This is a genomic window from Pseudomonas sp. PSPC3-2 (assembly GCF_049897085.1).
Classification (GTDB): domain Bacteria; phylum Pseudomonadota; class Gammaproteobacteria; order Pseudomonadales; family Pseudomonadaceae; genus Aquipseudomonas; species Aquipseudomonas paraveronii.
On sequence record NZ_JAFCVO010000006.1, the window covers coordinates 118,298 to 132,992 of the forward strand.

General features: G+C 59.9%; 15 protein-coding genes and 1 pseudogene. 8 read left to right on the forward strand and 8 right to left on the reverse strand.

The window, feature by feature from the left end:
- Window positions 1-237 precede the first annotated feature (237 nt).
- The 6 genes from ACP7CJ_RS12175 to ACP7CJ_RS12200 form a co-directional block, all read right to left on the reverse strand.
- The gene (locus tag ACP7CJ_RS12175; protein WP_426101432.1) at window positions 238-966 is read right to left on the reverse strand and encodes a hypothetical protein; all 729 of its coding nucleotides are present in this window, start codon (window positions 964-966) and stop codon (window positions 238-240) included.
- The gene (locus ACP7CJ_RS12180; RefSeq protein ID WP_426101430.1) at window positions 963-1,826 is read right to left on the reverse strand and encodes a BRO-N domain-containing protein; all 864 of its coding nucleotides are present in this window, start codon (window positions 1,824-1,826) and stop codon (window positions 963-965) included. Before ACP7CJ_RS12180 ends, ACP7CJ_RS12175 begins: the two co-directional genes overlap by 4 nt.
- Window positions 1,827-1,945: 119 nt before the next feature.
- Entirely contained in the window at window positions 1,946-2,368 is a 423-nt protein-coding gene (locus ACP7CJ_RS12185) for a hypothetical protein (RefSeq protein WP_426101428.1), read from the reverse strand.
- A gap of 49 nt (window positions 2,369-2,417) precedes the next feature.
- Window positions 2,418-2,678 carry a hypothetical protein gene (locus tag ACP7CJ_RS12190; protein WP_426101426.1) on the reverse strand — a complete coding sequence of 87 codons (261 nt, stop codon included), beginning with the start codon at window positions 2,676-2,678 and terminating at the stop codon, window positions 2,418-2,420.
- Window positions 2,679-2,860: 182 nt separating this feature from the next.
- Window positions 2,861-3,196 carry a hypothetical protein gene (locus ACP7CJ_RS12195; RefSeq protein ID WP_426101424.1) on the reverse strand — a complete coding sequence of 112 codons (336 nt, stop codon included), beginning with the start codon at window positions 3,194-3,196 and terminating at the stop codon, window positions 2,861-2,863.
- A 300-nt stretch (window positions 3,197-3,496) separates the two neighbouring features.
- Entirely contained in the window at window positions 3,497-5,002 is a 1,506-nt protein-coding gene (locus ACP7CJ_RS12200; RefSeq protein ID WP_426101422.1) for a tyrosine-type recombinase/integrase, read from the reverse strand.
- A 35-nt stretch (window positions 5,003-5,037) separates the two neighbouring features.
- On the opposite strand from ACP7CJ_RS12200, the pseudogene ACP7CJ_RS12205 reads away from it, so the two are divergent.
- From ACP7CJ_RS12205 to dhaL, 5 genes and pseudogenes are all read left to right on the forward strand, one after another.
- Window positions 5,038-5,934, forward strand: a pseudogene (locus ACP7CJ_RS12205) (substrate-binding domain-containing protein); the annotation flags it as partial.
- A gap of 160 nt (window positions 5,935-6,094) precedes the next feature.
- A complete protein-coding gene (locus tag ACP7CJ_RS12210) occupies window positions 6,095-6,850 on the forward strand; it encodes an SDR family oxidoreductase (protein ID WP_276193379.1) in 756 nt (251 codons plus the stop codon).
- 27 nt (window positions 6,851-6,877) lie between these two features.
- A complete protein-coding gene (locus ACP7CJ_RS12215; protein WP_276193380.1) occupies window positions 6,878-7,993 on the forward strand; it encodes an MDR/zinc-dependent alcohol dehydrogenase-like family protein in 1,116 nt (371 codons plus the stop codon).
- 153 nt (window positions 7,994-8,146) lie between these two features.
- A complete protein-coding gene (locus ACP7CJ_RS12220; RefSeq protein ID WP_426101420.1) occupies window positions 8,147-9,148 on the forward strand; it encodes a dihydroxyacetone kinase subunit DhaK in 1,002 nt (333 codons plus the stop codon).
- 3 nt (window positions 9,149-9,151) lie between these two features.
- On the forward strand, window positions 9,152-9,796 hold the full coding sequence (dhaL, locus tag ACP7CJ_RS12225; protein WP_253395182.1) for a dihydroxyacetone kinase subunit DhaL: 645 nt from the start codon (window positions 9,152-9,154) through the stop codon (window positions 9,794-9,796).
- A gap of 4 nt (window positions 9,797-9,800) precedes the next feature.
- Here dhaL and ACP7CJ_RS12230 read toward each other — a convergent pair whose 3' ends face one another.
- On the reverse strand, window positions 9,801-10,673 hold the full coding sequence (locus tag ACP7CJ_RS12230) for a LysR family transcriptional regulator (protein ID WP_253395180.1): 873 nt from the start codon (window positions 10,671-10,673) through the stop codon (window positions 9,801-9,803).
- Window positions 10,674-10,823: 150 nt separating this feature from the next.
- Here ACP7CJ_RS12230 and ACP7CJ_RS12235 point away from each other — a divergent pair, with 150 nt between their 5' ends.
- Window positions 10,824-12,332, forward strand: a complete 1,509-nt coding sequence (locus tag ACP7CJ_RS12235; RefSeq protein ID WP_426101419.1) for an MFS transporter — start codon at window positions 10,824-10,826, stop codon at window positions 12,330-12,332.
- Between the two features lie 55 nt (window positions 12,333-12,387).
- Here the strand turns inward: ACP7CJ_RS12235 and sohB are convergent, their stop codons facing one another.
- On the reverse strand, window positions 12,388-13,413 hold the full coding sequence (sohB, locus tag ACP7CJ_RS12240) for a protease SohB (protein WP_247405249.1): 1,026 nt from the start codon (window positions 13,411-13,413) through the stop codon (window positions 12,388-12,390).
- A 195-nt stretch (window positions 13,414-13,608) separates the two neighbouring features.
- Here sohB and ACP7CJ_RS12245 point away from each other — a divergent pair, with 195 nt between their 5' ends.
- Window positions 13,609-14,319 carry a histidine phosphatase family protein gene (locus ACP7CJ_RS12245; protein WP_426101417.1) on the forward strand — a complete coding sequence of 237 codons (711 nt, stop codon included), beginning with the start codon at window positions 13,609-13,611 and terminating at the stop codon, window positions 14,317-14,319.
- Between the two features lie 56 nt (window positions 14,320-14,375).
- Entirely contained in the window at window positions 14,376-14,690 is a 315-nt protein-coding gene (locus ACP7CJ_RS12250) for an SCP2 sterol-binding domain-containing protein (protein ID WP_426101415.1), read from the forward strand.
- The last annotated feature ends 5 nt before the right edge of the window (window positions 14,691-14,695 follow it).

A 14,695-nucleotide genomic window follows, 5' to 3' on the forward strand; every position in this document is an offset into this window, starting at 1 on the left:
TAACGTAAAGCCCACACGGTCCAAGGCCTAACGCGAACTCGCAGCGCTCGTGGTATGCGGTTAACTTGCCCTCATCGCAAACACGCGGAACCTGAGAGTAAAACCGGATACCACTTATCGGCTTGCCAAATGATGGCGCTGTGCTACTCTCTGTATTCGTTAGTGCATGAGCCGCCCTTAGTTGGGTGTTGCACAGGTCCGTCTTAGTGTTATCTCCAGCATGAAAAGAATTGCCACTCATTTAACTTCGCTCCAATGAACCAATAGATTCCTCTCGCCTTCCGTTACGGCCATCCCGTAGTGCCTGTGGGCTTTCCCGTTGAAGAACATCCCGTGTCCGACAGGCAACTGAGGGACAACTATGTTTTCGCTGAAAGGCCCTGTGTGTACCAACGTACCGCCACCTTTATGAGTTGCTGTTAGAGCGACTACGAGAGTCACGTCAGAATCCTTATCGTTATGCCAGTGACCACGAGGTGTGTTCTCTGGAGTGTACTGAGCGGCCTGTATGGTCTTCAGCTCACTTGGGTCTTGGCCCATCAGTACCTTGGCTAAAGGAATCCCCGCGTTTGCCCACAGACTGTGTAAGCAATCGAACAGCGCTGGGCATTCAGTCAGGAGGGTGACTTCAGGAATCTGAGCCTCTTCGGGTTCCTCGTAGTTCACGCTGTAGGCCATACAATCAAGCTCAAGCATGAGGTCCTTGCAGAAACCCTCAGAGAGGTATGGGAACGAGTAGACCCCGTGGCCGTAAGACGTGACGATTCCCAAGGCGCCTGTCCAGTCAGATGCAGCGCTGTAATCCTCCAGGCTGATTGGGTGCTGGTCCTCAGCGTAATCCGCCATGTCCTTGAGGATGTCGAGAACGTCCCGAAGGTCCTTGTGGTACTTATCGAGTGACGCGAAGGCTGTCAGGGCCTTGCTCAGGACGTGGTTTTGTCCAGGGGTAGGAGTGTGAGTAATCATTTGGACAGCTGCTCATTCAGCGCCTTCTCAAGGGCTATCACGTAGGCGTTTTGGTTCATGTGCTCCTTTAAGAAGTCCAGTGGGAACCGCGCCCAGGGGCGTTTAGCGGGACCTTGCGACAGCTCTGTCCGTAGCTTCCGGTGGTCCGTAGAGTTCCACAGGTCCAGCAAGGCAGCTTCGAGCTTCACCAACACGGCAGACTTCACCTTGTCAGCTACAGGCACACTGAGCCCCTTCATGTCACAGAGCTTGATAAGCAGCTTCCGGTCGAAGTGACGCCATACGAACTCGGTGTGGACCTCAGGGCACAGGTAGGTACTTACAGGGTTTGAGGTGCCTTCAGCGCTGGTGGTAACTGCTGGGCGAGCCATCAAGATTTCAATAAGACCCTTAAGCTCCCCTACCTCGCCTCTAAGGGTCTTCAGCTCATCCATGACGCCCAGGGCGATTGGGTTGGTGGATTCCTCAGCGTTGTACTTGCCGGTCTTGCGGATGGTCGGTAGGACTTCCTCTGTGACCCACTTGCGGAACGGCTCAGAGGCTGGGGCGTGGCCCCTTAGGAGCATTGCGTAGACCGCTGATTCAGGGAACATCCAAGACTTGGCCTGTACGTTCTGCCCAAGGGTCTCCGTAATTTCCGCAGACAGGCCCAGAGACCCAAGTTTAAGGACCTCAGCGCTGAGCTTTGTTTTACCCAAGCGGCTAATCAATTCACTTGGGTTCTTCAAGCCAGCCGCACGGGCTACCTGAGTCGCTACGAACAACAGGTCATGTCCAGGGTGTCCGGTGAGCACGTCAAGCTCGATGCCCATAAAGTTGCGCTTTTCGAATTGCATAACGGTAGAAGTCTGGGAGGTCATGTGAGGTCTTCCTTTAGGTGGTAATTTGGGTGCTAAAAGCACTGAGCATTCATACAGTATTATGCATTTATGCACTTATAGATATGCACTAATGCATACGCTCGGATAAAAGGCGGCTCTTAGGCCCAGAGCCCAGACGGTCTGTAGCCGACCAATGCGGCCAAACGCCCCACCCAAGAGAAGCCCTTACGCGCCCTCTCCGTCGCTGCTTCCCGTGCATCCTGAATGATGTCCAGAGGATGCTGTGGGAGCCTGTACAGCGCTGCATGGAGCCCAGAGAACTCACGTTCATCCTCACGGGACCAGTGGAACAAGGCAGCCTTCAAGAGGTGGTGTCCGACCTCTTGACACATGGTGTCTGTGAGGAACTGAAAGTACAGGCGCCCGTGGTCGTCGCGCTTGATGTCCACACGAAGCCAAAGGCGACCGTTGCGGTTTGGTACGTACTGCGCAAGGCCTGTCTTGATGGCGTCTTGCATCGCGCCCAGGATCTTGTTGGCGACTGTGGCGGACGTGAAGTTGGTCAGGTTGTAAATAGTCATCGGGTTTTGCCCTCCTGGGCATTCTTAAAGGTGGCTGCGGCTTACTGAGTTAAAGCGTCGAGTAGGCGTCGAGAGCGACAGCAGCCCACATCCCGCTCGACATCTGGCCTACTGCCCAGCCCACGGTGTACCCAGCCGACTTGGTCCATCCCATCTTGGCAATTAGTGCGCTTGCTGCTGCCTTTACGTTTCCTTCAGTGTTCAGGCCGTAGTCATATCCCACCGTGATGGAGCCAGCGGCGGCAGTAGCCTTGAAGCGGGAGCCTTTGGTGTTGGTAGCTGGCAGGTACTTGATGGTGATTGCTTGCATGGTGAGGTGTCCTTTGGAGTTCGCTGGGGAGTCTGTGTGGCGACTCGATGGATGCAATATACCCACCATGAGTGTTTATGTAAACACGTTATTTGGGTTAATTTAGGCAAAAGAAAACCCAACTCTCCTGTGTGGGATCAGCTGGGTTCTGTGTAGTACTATTAGTGAGGGTTTTTAAATTCTCAACGTAGCGGGTGAGCCTTTAGGGTATCCACGAAAGCTTGTCGTGCTGACCCCTGGGTAACCTTCAGGGTCAGCGCAAGGCACAGCCACGAGCCGAAACGCAGGGCTTTCTGTTCGCGCTGCACACTGTCTGTATAGGTGAACTCCTCGATCACCATATCACCTGAAGCAACCCACACAACGGTGCCGCCTGGGCTTGTTCCCTTCACGATCAATCCGCTTTCGGCAAGCTCATCAATGGCCTTAATCAAGGTCCTAAGCAACGCTGAGTGAGCCCTGATAGTGGTCTTCGCGTGTATCTGTAGGGAATCTGTGTGTAGCTTTGGTTGCAACATCTGTTTAGTCCTTAGCGGCCTTAACAACTTGGCAAAGTAGCGTGATTGTCAGCCCAACAAGGCCCGGAAGTACCGCCACAGCAGCCCACCCCATGGCGGTGCTGAATGTGTCCTGCATAATTTTGAATGGCCCAGCCCAGGGATGCCCTAAGCTGACCACAACCGCCCAGCCGATATACAGCAATAAAAAAGCTGTGATACCGAAAAGAAGAAGCGCCCAGGAGACGGCCTTAGCCTTACCTAATGAAAGCACTGTGAAGCTCCAAAGCCAGAAAGCCGCACATGATACATCAAGAGCCTTTAGCTATCAGCCAGGGCGCTCTCACGCCTCGGTAGGACCTTCTCCAGGGCCTCCCTTAGCGTCTGCTGGCCCATAGCTGTCCCGTAGGTATCAAATGTGATGCTGCCCGTTGCATGCCCCATGATGGCCGCTGAGGTCTGTAGGATTATCTCGTTGGTCTGTAGGAGGCCAGCCACTGTGTGCCTGAAAGAGTGGAAGACCAGCGCCGGGTCATTGCCTACAGCAGCCCGTACAGCTAACCGAGCTTCATCTACGAGCCGCTTACGGTGGAACACCTCGGCACCAGCTGGGAGACCCTTAACGTGCTCGATGAACGCGGCGAGGTCCGTGAACCAACTACTTGTGGTGACTAATGGGATGCGCCGTTGGGAACTCTCGGTCTTGATGGACTTGTCGGTCCCTGCTTCATCCCCATCATCGTCCCCTGTATATTCACCTTCGTTGATATGGACGGCTGCCTGACCCATTGTGTCAAACAATATGTCCTCTTTCGTTAACTGTACAATCTCCTGAATACGTGCCCCAGTGACGGCAGCTATCGAGCATATCCACAAGACTTTGGGGTCCTCATGGGTTGCAGCAGCAGCCAATACAGCATCGGCTTGACTCTCCGTGAAACCCCGGCGCTTGCTCCTGGCTCCCTTCGTGATCTTCAAGCCCTTCGAGTAGTTATGCGGGATAAGGCCATTAATCTCGCCCCAGGACAGGAGTGCAATGAGCTTGGCAATGAGCTTGTTAACCGTACTTATGGCCCGTGTCTGACCAATAATCTCTCGGACCTTAACGAGGTCTGCCCGTGTGTGTTGGGACACATCAGAACCCAACCCAATAGCCTCTAAGGCCGCTACGATTGCCCGTGTGGCCTCTTGGATGCTGTCCTTAGAGGCTTTCTTCAGGTTCTTATCGTGGTCCCGTAAGTAGCCCTCTGAGAGCGTCTGAAAGGATATCTGTGTGGCGACCACGAGCTGTGGCCCGCTGGATATGGCTACATGCTGTGGTACTGCATCCACGCCAAGTTCTTTAGCCATCTGCGTGAGGGGCATTAGGTCACCTTGTAACCATAGCTGTCCCCTCTTGTACGCCTCAAGAGTCGTGGCTATGGCCTCCGCCTGAGTGGCTGTCAGCGGAAACATGATTGCAATGTCACGCAGCTGCTGAATGGTCTCTTCGTAGATGTCGCCATATCCGTGAGCATCCCAGCGATCCACCTTCGTGCGCAGGATGTCATTAGCAAAGCTCTCCACGGTATCCCTCAGACCGCCACGCCCCTCCCAGACCGCATTAGGGTTATCAAGCTGGAAGAGTTCAGTTAGTCGCAGAATATCTTTTGCTGACAGCATCGCTATGGCCTTCGAGGTGGACCCCAATGATACGCACAGGGCGTTAGTCAGTGAACCTTTAGGGCGCACTTTGAGGTAGTAAACACCCTGCCTCCTGTACAGATAGGGACGGGCAAGGGTTAGTACAAACTTAGTACTTCTGGTCTTTGAGGTCGCTGTGGTCACTGCGTGAGGCCTTATGAACACTGGGTTGAAGCCGTATTGAGCACCAGTTCATGCAGAACTGGGTCCGCGAGCTCAAGGAACACCCGGCGGTCAAGGACGGCACCGTGCAATTGACCGTGTTCGACGGCAACTACGACGCCCTGACGCAGAACAACCAGATCGAAAACATGGTGACCCAGCACTACGACGCGATTCTGTTCGTGCCCATCGACACCAAGGCGGGCGTCGGCACCGTGAAGCAGGCCATGAGCAACGACGTGGTGGTGATCGCGTCCAATACAAAAGTCGCCGACGCCGCCGTGCCTTACGTGGGCAACGATGACGTGGAAGGCGGCCGCCTGCAGGCCCAGGCCATGGTCGACAAGCTCAACGGCAAGGGCAACGTGGTGATCATCCAGGGCCCGATCGGCCAGTCGGCACAGATCGACCGGGAAAAAGGCGAGCTGGAAGTGCTCGGCAAACACCCAGGCATCAAGATCATCGAGAAAAAAACCGCCAACTGGGACCGCGCCCAGGCCCTGGCGCTGACCGAAGACTGGCTCAACGCTCACCCCAAAGGCATCAACGGTGTGATTGCGCAGAACGACGACATGGCCCTCGGCGCCGTGCAGGCCTTGAAGTCCCATGGACTGACATCCAAGGACGTGCCCGTCACTTCGATCGACGGCATGCCGGATGCAATCCAGGCAGCGAAGAAAGACGAAGTCACCACCTTCCTGCAGGACGCCCAGGCCCAGTCCCAAGGCGCGCTGGACGTGGCGTTGCGCGCCCTCGCCGGCAAGAACTACAAGCCGCAATCGGTGATCTGGGAGCGCTATGCCAAGGACGTGAAATGGGCCGACGGCACCGCCAAGACCTACATCCTGCCGTGGGTACCGGTGACCAACGCCAACGCCGACGCGCTGTACCAACAAGTCAGCGGCGGCAAGTAGTCATTGGCTTGAAATACAGTCAAATGTGGGAGCAAGTGTGGGAGGGGGCTTGCCCCCGATAGCGGTGTAACAGTGATAGATCAGGTGACTGACACACCGCCATCGGGAGCAAGCCCCCTCCCACATTGAATCTCCAGTGCTATTGAAAGAGGAGTCATGCATGTCTGGATTCTGGAACCAAGCCTTCGACCTCAGCGGCCGTTGCGCGGTGATCACCGGCGGCGCTGCCGGCATCGGCCTGGCCTGCGCCAGCCTGCTGGTGGAGCGCGGCGCACGCGTGGCGCTGCTGGACCGCGACCCGGCGGTGGTGGCCGTGGCCGCCAGCCTCGGCGCCGAACATCTGGGCATTGCCGTCGACCTCAGCCAGATCGACCAGGTGCAACACACCGTCGACCGGGTTTTCGAGCACTTCCAACGCCTGGATTACCTGATCAACAGCGCCGGCGTGGCCTTGCTGGATAAGGCCATCGACGTCAGCGAAAGCGCCTGGGACACCACCCTCGACATCAATCTCAAGGCCAGCTTCTTCGTCGCCCAGGCCTGTGCCCGGCACATGCTCACCCAAGGCAGCGGGCGCATCGTCAACCTGGCCTCCCAGGCCGCCGTGATTGGCCTGGACCGGCATGTCGCGTATTGCGCGAGCAAAGCGGCCATCGTCGGCATGACCAGGGTATTGGCCATGGAATGGGCGCCGCAGATCAACGTCAACGCCATCTCCCCCACCATCGTCGAGACCGCTCTGGGCAAGCAGGCCTGGGCCGGCGAAGTCGGCGAGCGGGCCAAACTGCAGATCCCGACGGGCCGCTTTGCCCAGCCGGAAGAAATCGCCGGGCTGGCGTTGTACCTGCTCAGCGACGCAGCGCAGATGATCACCGGCGCCAACATGGTGATCGACGGCGGCTACAGCATTCAATAATTGATCTTTTTGTCGTGAGGTTTTGTCATGTCCACCGTTACCGAACGCACGCCCGAGCAACTCGCCCCGATCATCCCGAAAACCATGCAGGCCGTGGTCTGCCATGGTCCGGAAGACTACCGCCTGGAAACCGTCGACGTGCCCACCCCCGGCCCCGATGAAATCCTCACCAAGGTCGAGCTGTGTGGCATTTGCATGGGCGACATCAAGACCTATCGCGGCGCCCCCTCGTTCTGGGGCGACGCCGAGCAACCGCGCTACGTCAAACCGCCGATGATCCCCGGCCACGAATTCGTGTGTCGCGTGGTAGCTCTCGGCCCCGGCGCGGAAAAGCGCGGGGTGAAGGTCGGTGACCGAGTGATCTCGGAGCAGATCGTGCCGTGCTGGGGCTGCCGCTTCTGCAACCACGGTCAGTACTGGATGTGCCAGAAGCACGACCTGTATGGCTTCCAGAACAATGTGCAGGGTGCCATGGCCCAGTACATGATCTTCACCAAGGAAGGCATCATCCATAAAGTACCGGACTCGATTGCGCCGGACGAAGCGATCCTGATCGAACCGCTGGCCTGTTCGCTGCACGCAGCGGAGCGCGCCAATGTGGATTTCGACGACGTGGTGGTAGTCGCCGGCGCCGGCACCCTGGGCCTGGGGATCATCGGTGCGGTACGCCTGCGCAACCCGAAAAAACTGATCGTGCTCGACATGAAACCCGAACGCGCCGCCCTCGCCCTGCGCATGGGCGCCGACGAAGTGTGGAACCCGGCCGAGGTGGACGTGCTGGCGAAGATCCGCGAGATTACCGAGGGCTACGGCTGCGACATCTATATCGAAGCCACCGGTCATCACAAGGCCGTCAACCAGGGCCTGGCGATGCTGCGCAAACTGGGGCGCTTCGTCGAGTTCAGCGTGTTCAACGACGAGGCCACGGTGGATTGGTCGATCATCGGCGACCGCAAGGAACTGGACATCCTCGGTTCGCACCTGGGCCCGTACATGTACCCACGCGCTATCGACTTCATCGGCAACCGCAAGATCGACATGCGTGACGTGGTGACCCACAAATTTGCCCTGGCGGACTTCAAGGAGGCGTTTGCGGTGATGGAGCGTGGCGACAAGTCGCTCAAGGTCGTACTCCAACCCTAAGCACACCACACATCCCAATGTGGGAGGGGGCTTGCCCCCGATAGCGGTGGCTCAGTAATTGATGAGCTCACTGTCACGCCGCCATCGGGAGCAAGCCCCCTCCCACACTGAACAGCTGTGAACCCATAAAACAAGAACACAGGAACCCGCGTTATGAATCGAGTCATCAACGATCCAGACCAAGTGGTCGAAGACATGCTGCGCGGCATCCTGGTCGCGCACCCGCAATTGCGCCAATACGAAGCCAATCCACGGGTCATCGTCAAAGCCAAACCGTCGAGCCAAGGCCGCGTCGGCATCGTCACCGGCGGCGGCTCGGGCCATGAACCGGCGTTTCTCGGCTACGTCGGCCCCGGCCTGGTCGACGCCGTGGCCGTCGGCGAGATTTTCTCCTCGCCCACCGCCAAAAGTTTCTTCGACGCCTTCCGCGCCGCCGACCATGGCGCAGGCGTGGCCTGCCTGTACGGCAACTATGCCGGCGACAACATGAACGTGAAGCTGGCGATGAAAATGGCCGCCAGCAAAGACATGCGCATCCGCACCGTGGTCGCCAACGACGACGTGGCGTCCGCGCCCAAGGCCGAGATTGCCAAGCGCCGCGGCGTGGCCGGGGAGATCTTCATGTGGAAGATCGGCGGTGCCGCTGCCGCCCAGCACTACGACCTGGACGGTGTGATCCGCGTCGCCCAAAAAGCCGTCGACCACTGCCGCTCGATCGGCATTGGCCTCACCCCCTGCACCATTGCCGCCGTGGGCAAGCCGAATTTCCAGATTGCCGACGGCCAGATGGAACTGGGCATCGGCCATCACGGCGAACCGGGCATCGAAGTCATCCCGATCGAACCCGCCGCCGCCATGGCCGAGCGCATGCTCGCGCCGATCCTCGCCGACCGCGATTTCAGCCATGACGACAGCGTGGTGGTGCTGGTCTCCGGCCTCGGCGCCACGCCGGTGATGGAGCTGTATATTTTCTACGCCGAGGTGGAACGCCAACTCACCGCCAAGGGTTTGAAGATCCACCGTTGCTACGTGGGCAACTACTTCACATCCCTGGAAATGATGGGGGTGACCCTGACCCTGCTCGGCCTCGACTTTGAGCTGAAAACCCTGATCGACCAACCCTGCCGTTCCATCGGCATGACCCAGGCGGAGTGAACCATGAGCGAGCATTTTTCCACCCGCGACGGCAGCGCCATCGTCGCCGATCTGGTCAGCGTGATCGTGGCCAACCGTGAGTACCTCAGCGCAGTCGACGGCGCGATTGGCGACGGCGACCACGGCATCAACATGGCCAAGGGTTTCGCGCATTGCGGGCGCACGATTGAAGGCCGCCAACTGAGCCTTGCCGAAGCCCTGGACGAACTGACCCTGAGCCTGATGGAAGGCATCGGCGGCTCCATGGGGCCGCTGTACGGCAGCCTGTTTATCGGCATGGCCGATGAAGTGCGTAGCAGCGAAGACATCGACGCGGCCACCTTCGCCCACCTGCTGCGTGGCGGCTTGACCTCATTGCAGGACATTACCGAGGCCGGCGTGGGCGACAAGTGCCTGATGGACACCTTGATCCCGGCGGTCGAAGCGTTTGAGCACGCCCATGCGCGGGGGGCGTCCTTCCACGATGCGCTCGATGCGATGAAAACCGCCGCCTCACAGGGCCGTGACTCGACCAAGGACCTGGTGGCCAAGATCGGCCGCGCCAGCCGCCTGGGCGAACGCTCGCTGGGCGTGTTGGATGCCGGTGCGGTGTCGTGCTGCCTGATCCTCACGCGCCTGGCGGATTCCGTGCAGCCGCGGCTGGTGTAACGCCTCAGGTTGGCGTTTGCTTGACCTGCTGGATATACCGCGCCACCGCCGGCGCTTGCTCAAAGCGCCGGTGAATCAACGACAGCCACGACGCCGCGTCACTGCCCTGAATGCTGCGATAGACCACGCCCGGCAGACTCACATGCCCGACCACCGACGCCGGCACCACGGCCACGCCCTGCCCCAATGACACCAACGCCACCACCGCGACCAACCCGCCCGGCTGCGGCCCCAGGCGCGGCGCGTAGCCGCCTTGGGCGGCGACGTGCAGCGTGCCGCTGATTTGCTCCGGCAGGATAAACGTCTCGTTTTGCAGATGCTCGCAGCCGATAGCCTTCAACCCCAGCAGCCAGGAATCCTGGGGCAGCGCCAGCACGAAACCTTCGCTGTGCAGGCGCACCGCCTCCACGCCGTCGGGCAGGGTCATCGGCGAACGGACGTAGCCAATGTCGTAGCGCCCATCCGCCACCGCGCCGGGTAAGGTCGCCATCGCACATTCGCGCACGTTCACGCTCACGTCGGGAAACGCCTGGCTGAACCCGTGCATTTGCCGCTGCAACAGCCCGGAATACACCGCCGAGGCCACGTAGCCCAATTCGATATGTCCGGTCTCGCCACGTCCGGCACGCTGGGCGCTGCGCTGGGCGAATTCGAATTGACGCACGGTGGCTTCGGCCTCGACCAGCAGCGCGGCACCGGCTTCGGTCAGGCTGACTTCGCGCTGCTGGCGGATAAACAAGCGCGTGCCCAGGCTGGTTTCCATGTCCTGGATCTGCCGGCTCAGGGTCGGCGGTGCGATGCCCAGTTGCTCGGCGGCACGGGTGAAGTTGCGCTGCCGGGCCACGGCCAGGAAGTAGCGAAAATGGCGGATATCCATACAAGGATTAGCTCAAAGGTAATGAAGTGCTTCACCGCGACTAATAAAGGCAACCGCGCGCGGGGATAAGCTCAAGGCACTTCAACAGTAGAGAGACCTTGCGATGTCCGTCAACTGCCTTTTTCGTATTGCCTGCTGGGTAATTACATTATGAGCCGGGTCAGCCCACGCCTGACACTGCTGACCGCTTCCGGCGTCTGCTCGCTGATCGTGCTCGACACCAATATCGTCGCCGTCACTCTGCCGAGCATCGCCCGCGACCTGGGGGCCAACTTCGCGGATATCGAGTGGGTGGTCAGCGCCTATATGCTGGCCTTCGCCGCGCTATTGTTGCCCGCCGGTAGCATCGCCGACCGCTTCGGCCGCAAGAAGAGCCTGATCTGGGGCCTGGGCATTTTCATCCTCGCGTCCCTCGGCTGCGGCGCAGCGCCCAGCGCGCTATGGCTGGATATCGCCCGCGCCATCAAAGGCGTCGGTGCCGCGTTGTTGCTCACTTCGGCGCTCGCCTCCATCGGCCACACCTTTCACGACGAAGCGGAACGGGCCAAGGCCTGGGCGTTCTGGGGAGCGTGCATGGGCGTGGCGATGACCGCCGCGCCGACCCTGGGCGGCTTGATCACCGAGTACCTGGGCTGGCGCTGGATTTTCTACCTCAACCTGCCGGTGGGCCTGGCGCTGATGGCGCTGGTGCTGCACGCCATCCCCGAGTCCCGCGATACCCAGGCCGCACGCCTCGACCCGTGGGGCAGCCTGGCGTTCAGCGCCAGCCTGGTGTGTTTGATGTGGGGGTTGATCGAGGCCAACCGCATCGGCTGGGACAGCCCGCTGACCTACGCGCGCCTGCTCGGCGGTGCGTTGCTATTGGGCATCTTTGTGCTGGTCGAGCGTCTGCAGCAGCGACCGATGGTCGACCTGCAGCTGTTCTGCCACCCGCGTTTTATCGGCGCCCTGCTCGGCATGTTCGCCTATGCCGGCTGCGCCCAAGTGATGATGACGTTGCTGCCGTTTTACCTGCAAAACGGCTTGGGTTTCTCCGCGATTGCCTCGGGCCTGGGCATGTTGCCGTTTGCGCTGACGATGCTGATTTGCCCACGGATCGGCGCACGCCTGGCGGGGCGCTTTGCGCCGGCGACGATGATGGCAAGCGGCTTGACCCTCGTCGGCTGCGGTAACCTGCTGAGCGCCTGGGCGCTGAATGTCGGCGGCTACCTGCCCTTCGCCCTGGCGATAGCCGTCACGGGTGCCGGGGCGGGCCTGCTCAATGGCGATACGCAGAAAAACATCATGGCCTGCGTACCACGGGAGCGTGCCGGCATGGCGTCGGGCATGAGCACCACCATGCGCTTCAGCGCGATCATGTTGGCGATTGGCGTGTATGGGGCACTGCTGAGCAGCCACAGCGAACAGTTGTTGCGCGCACGTATCGACCCGCAATGGCAGGCGCAGGTGGCGGGAATTGCTTCGCGGGTGGTGGCGGGTGATATGCCGGCGGCGCTGAACCTGGTGCCCGAGGCGGCGCGGGTGAGGGTGCAACCGCTGGCGCGGCAGGCGTTTGTGGAAGGGTTCAGCGGGGTGTTGTGGGTGGCAGGGTTATTGGGATTGCTCGGAGCGCTGGTGGTGGGGAGGCTGATGCGCAAGCCGATACCCACACCGAACTAAATGTGGGAGGGGACTTGCCCCCCTCCCACAGGTATTACCTATACCCCAAAGAGGCTTACCAGAACCGCTGCTGGGTCAACCGGCTCCACCAGGTCAGCAGCACGCGGTCCACCGAACCGCTGGCCGCCAGGCCCACGCGCTCTTGCAGGCTCTTGCGCTCGGCGTAATGCAAGTGGAACACCTCGGCGGTCTTGGCCTTGGTGGCCAGGTATTCGTCGCTGGTTTGCAGCTCATCGACCAGTTGCTTGTCGAGAGCTGCAACGCCCAGCCACACTTCCCCGGTCGCCACTTCATCGATTGCCAACTGCGGGCGATAGCGCGACACGAAGTTCTTGAACAACTGGTGAGTGATGTCCAGGTCCTCCTGGAACTTCTCCCGGCCCTTCTCGGTGTTTTCGCCAAACACGGTGAGGGTGCGTTTGTATTCGCCGGCGGTCAGCACTTCAAAGTCGATGTCGTGCTTTTTCAGCAGGCGGTTGACGTTGGGCAACTGCGCCACCACCCCGATCGAACCGAGGATGGCGAACGGTGCGCTGATGATCTTCTCGCCGATGCACGCCATCATGTAGCCGCCGCTGGCCGCGACCTTGTCGATGCACACGGTCAACGGCACGCCCGCCTGGCGAATCCGTGCCAGTTGCGACGACGCCAGGCCGTAGCTGTGGACCATGCCGCCGCCGCTTTCCAGGCGCAGCACCACTTCGTCCTTGGGCGTGGCCAGGCTCAGCAAGGCAGTGATTTCATGGCGCAGGCTCTCGGTGGCCGAGGCCTTGATGTCGCCGTCGAAGTCGAGCACGAACACGCGTGGCTTGGCCTCGGGTTTCTTTTTGCTGTTCTTCTTTTCGGCTTTGCTTTCGGACTTGCGCAGGGCCTTGAGCTGATCCTTGTCGAGCAGGGTCGATTCAAGGCGCTCACGCAGGCCTTTGTAGAAATCATTCAGCTTGCTGACATGCAACTGGCCGGCGGATTTGCGACGACCTTTGCTGCGCAGTGCCGCGAAGCTGATCAGTACCACCAGAATCGCGACCACCAGGGTGACGGTCTTCGCCAAAAAGCTCGCGTATTCAGCCAAAAAATCCATGTGTCTCCTTAACAATGCACGGCGCCAGGCGCGGATCGCCCAAGCATACCGACGGGACCGCCGGGGGGCCAGTGCTCAAACCGCCAGCAGGCAGGCTCTCTAACGCGCTTTTAAAACAAGCGTATGTTTTTTCATTGACAGCTCGCAGGCATCCTCATAACCTCGCCAGACTTTCAACGTACCGGGAAAACGGACGTGGGCAGCATCTATCTGATTCGACATGGCCAGGCCTCCTTCGGTGCAGACGACTATGACGTCCTGTCGCCCGTTGGCGTGGAACAAGCGCAAATCCTCGGTCGCCACCTGGCAGCCATGGGTGTCACGTTCGACCGCTGCGTCGCCGGCGACCTGCGCCGCCAACAGCACACCGCCACGGCCGCTTTCGATCAGTACAGCGCCCTTGGCCTGCCGGTTCCGGCCCTGGAAGTCGACAGCGCCTTCAACGAATTCGACGCCGACGCGATCATCCGCGCCCTGCTCCCCGACCTGCTCACCACTGAACCCGACGCCCTGGACATCCTGCGCAACGCCGCGCAGAACCGCAGCGAGTTCCAGCGTATCTTCGCGCTGATCATCGAGCGCTGGCTGGCCGGCACTTACGACCCGCCCGGGCTGGAAAGCTGGCTGGGGTTTGTCGAGCGCGTCCAGGGTGGCCTGCAGCGTCTGCTGGAAGTGGCCGACAACACACACAAGATCGCTGTGTTTACCTCCGGCGGCACCATTACCGCCCTGCTCCACCTGATTACCCGAATGCCTGCCGCCCAGGCCTTCGAACTGAACTGGCAAATTGTTAACACCTCGCTCAACCAGCTGAAATTCCGCGGTCGCGAGGTGGCACTGGCTTCCTTCAACAGTCATACCCACTTGCAACTGTTGAAGGCGCCGCAGCTCATCACTTTCCGATGAATTGCGGCCAACCGTGACCCCAAGGTCACTGGACTCCACCCTAAAGGATCGAAACCATGACTGACGTAGCTAAAGCCGTACAAGCAATGAAAGCCAAATTCAACCCAGCCGCTGCTGCCGGTCTGGACCTGGTGTTCGGTTTTCGTATCGATGACAGCAAAAACTTTTCGCTGATCGTCAAAGACGGTGCCTGCGAACTGCAAGAAGGCGAAAACCCTGACGCCCAGGTAACCCTGGTCATGGACGCCGAAACACTGGAAGGCATCGTCGACGGCTCCACCGACGGCATGCAGGCCTTCATGAGCGGCAAGCTGCGCACCGAAGGCGACATGATGCTGGCGATGAAACTGAGCGAGCTGTTCCCTTCCTGAGAACG

What these genes read in the sequence shown, in the direction of transcription:
- ACP7CJ_RS12220 (WP_426101420.1), top strand. Translation starts at nt 8,147, where the DNA reads ATGAATCGAGTCATCAACGATCCAGACCAAGTGGTCGAAGACATGCTG.
- ACP7CJ_RS12180 (WP_426101430.1), bottom strand. Translation starts at nt 1,826, where the DNA reads ATGACCTCCCAGACTTCTACCGTTATGCAATTCGAAAAGCGCAACTTT.
- ACP7CJ_RS12195 (WP_426101424.1), bottom strand. Translation starts at nt 3,196, where the DNA reads ATGTTGCAACCAAAGCTACACACAGATTCCCTACAGATACACGCGAAG.
- sohB (WP_247405249.1), bottom strand. Translation starts at nt 13,413, where the DNA reads ATGGATTTTTTGGCTGAATACGCGAGCTTTTTGGCGAAGACCGTCACC.
- dhaL (WP_253395182.1), top strand. Translation starts at nt 9,152, where the DNA reads ATGAGCGAGCATTTTTCCACCCGCGACGGCAGCGCCATCGTCGCCGAT.
- ACP7CJ_RS12210 (WP_276193379.1), top strand. Translation starts at nt 6,095, where the DNA reads ATGTCTGGATTCTGGAACCAAGCCTTCGACCTCAGCGGCCGTTGCGCG.
- ACP7CJ_RS12230 (WP_253395180.1), bottom strand. Translation starts at nt 10,673, where the DNA reads ATGGATATCCGCCATTTTCGCTACTTCCTGGCCGTGGCCCGGCAGCGC.
- ACP7CJ_RS12235 (WP_426101419.1), top strand. Translation starts at nt 10,824, where the DNA reads ATGAGCCGGGTCAGCCCACGCCTGACACTGCTGACCGCTTCCGGCGTC.
- ACP7CJ_RS12250 (WP_426101415.1), top strand. Translation starts at nt 14,376, where the DNA reads ATGACTGACGTAGCTAAAGCCGTACAAGCAATGAAAGCCAAATTCAAC.
- ACP7CJ_RS12175 (WP_426101432.1), bottom strand. Translation starts at nt 966, where the DNA reads ATGATTACTCACACTCCTACCCCTGGACAAAACCACGTCCTGAGCAAG.
- ACP7CJ_RS12185 (WP_426101428.1), bottom strand. Translation starts at nt 2,368, where the DNA reads ATGACTATTTACAACCTGACCAACTTCACGTCCGCCACAGTCGCCAAC.
- ACP7CJ_RS12215 (WP_276193380.1), top strand. Translation starts at nt 6,878, where the DNA reads ATGTCCACCGTTACCGAACGCACGCCCGAGCAACTCGCCCCGATCATC.
- ACP7CJ_RS12190 (WP_426101426.1), bottom strand. Translation starts at nt 2,678, where the DNA reads ATGCAAGCAATCACCATCAAGTACCTGCCAGCTACCAACACCAAAGGC.